General features: G+C 72.1%; 1 protein-coding gene. It reads right to left on the bottom strand.

Annotated elements, in window-relative coordinates:
* On the bottom strand, positions 1-321 hold a 321-nt coding region (locus tag B4M60_RS05110; protein ID WP_291080919.1), incomplete at its 3' end, for an LLM class flavin-dependent oxidoreductase.
* Positions 322-538: the final 217 nt, after the last annotated feature.

Here is a 538-nt window from a genome sequence, read left to right as displayed (position 1 = left end):
GTCCAGGCGGCCGCCGGACATGTGGTCGACCTGGGACATGGAGATCGCCAGCGGTCCGGGGTGGCGGAAGGTGACCGAGGTGAGCAGCGTGCCGAGCCTGATGCGCGAGGTCTCGCGGGCCAGTCCGGCCAGGGTGAGCCAGGCGTCGGTGGGTCCGGGCAGGCCGCTGACGTCGCCCATCTTGAGGTAGTGGTCGGAGCGGAAGAAGGCCTCGTAGCCCAGGTCCTCGGCCGCGCGGGCCACGGCGAGCTGGTCGGCGTAGGTCGCGCCCTGCTGGGGTTCCACGAACACGCGGAGGGAGACTGTCGATTCACTGGACATGACAACCAGTCTGCCCGCGCGCCGCGTCGTGGCGCCAGCCGCGAGGGGGGAGTGGGCCCCGCCGCAGACCGCTGCCATGGCTGTCGCTGCGTCGTCCGCCATGCCTCGCGGATGGTCGCAGTCCCTGCGGTGAATCGCCGTGTCGGGCGAAGCTGTTGCGACCAAGGCCGCAGCGATTGCGACCAGGCGGCGCGAGCTCGCCGCAGGGGGCTGGGCG

This window comes from Dietzia sp. UBA5065 (assembly GCA_002415925.1).
In the GTDB taxonomy this organism is placed as follows: Bacteria; Actinomycetota; Actinomycetes; order Mycobacteriales; family Mycobacteriaceae; genus Dietzia.
This window is presented reverse-complemented; position numbering and strand designations above follow the sequence as displayed.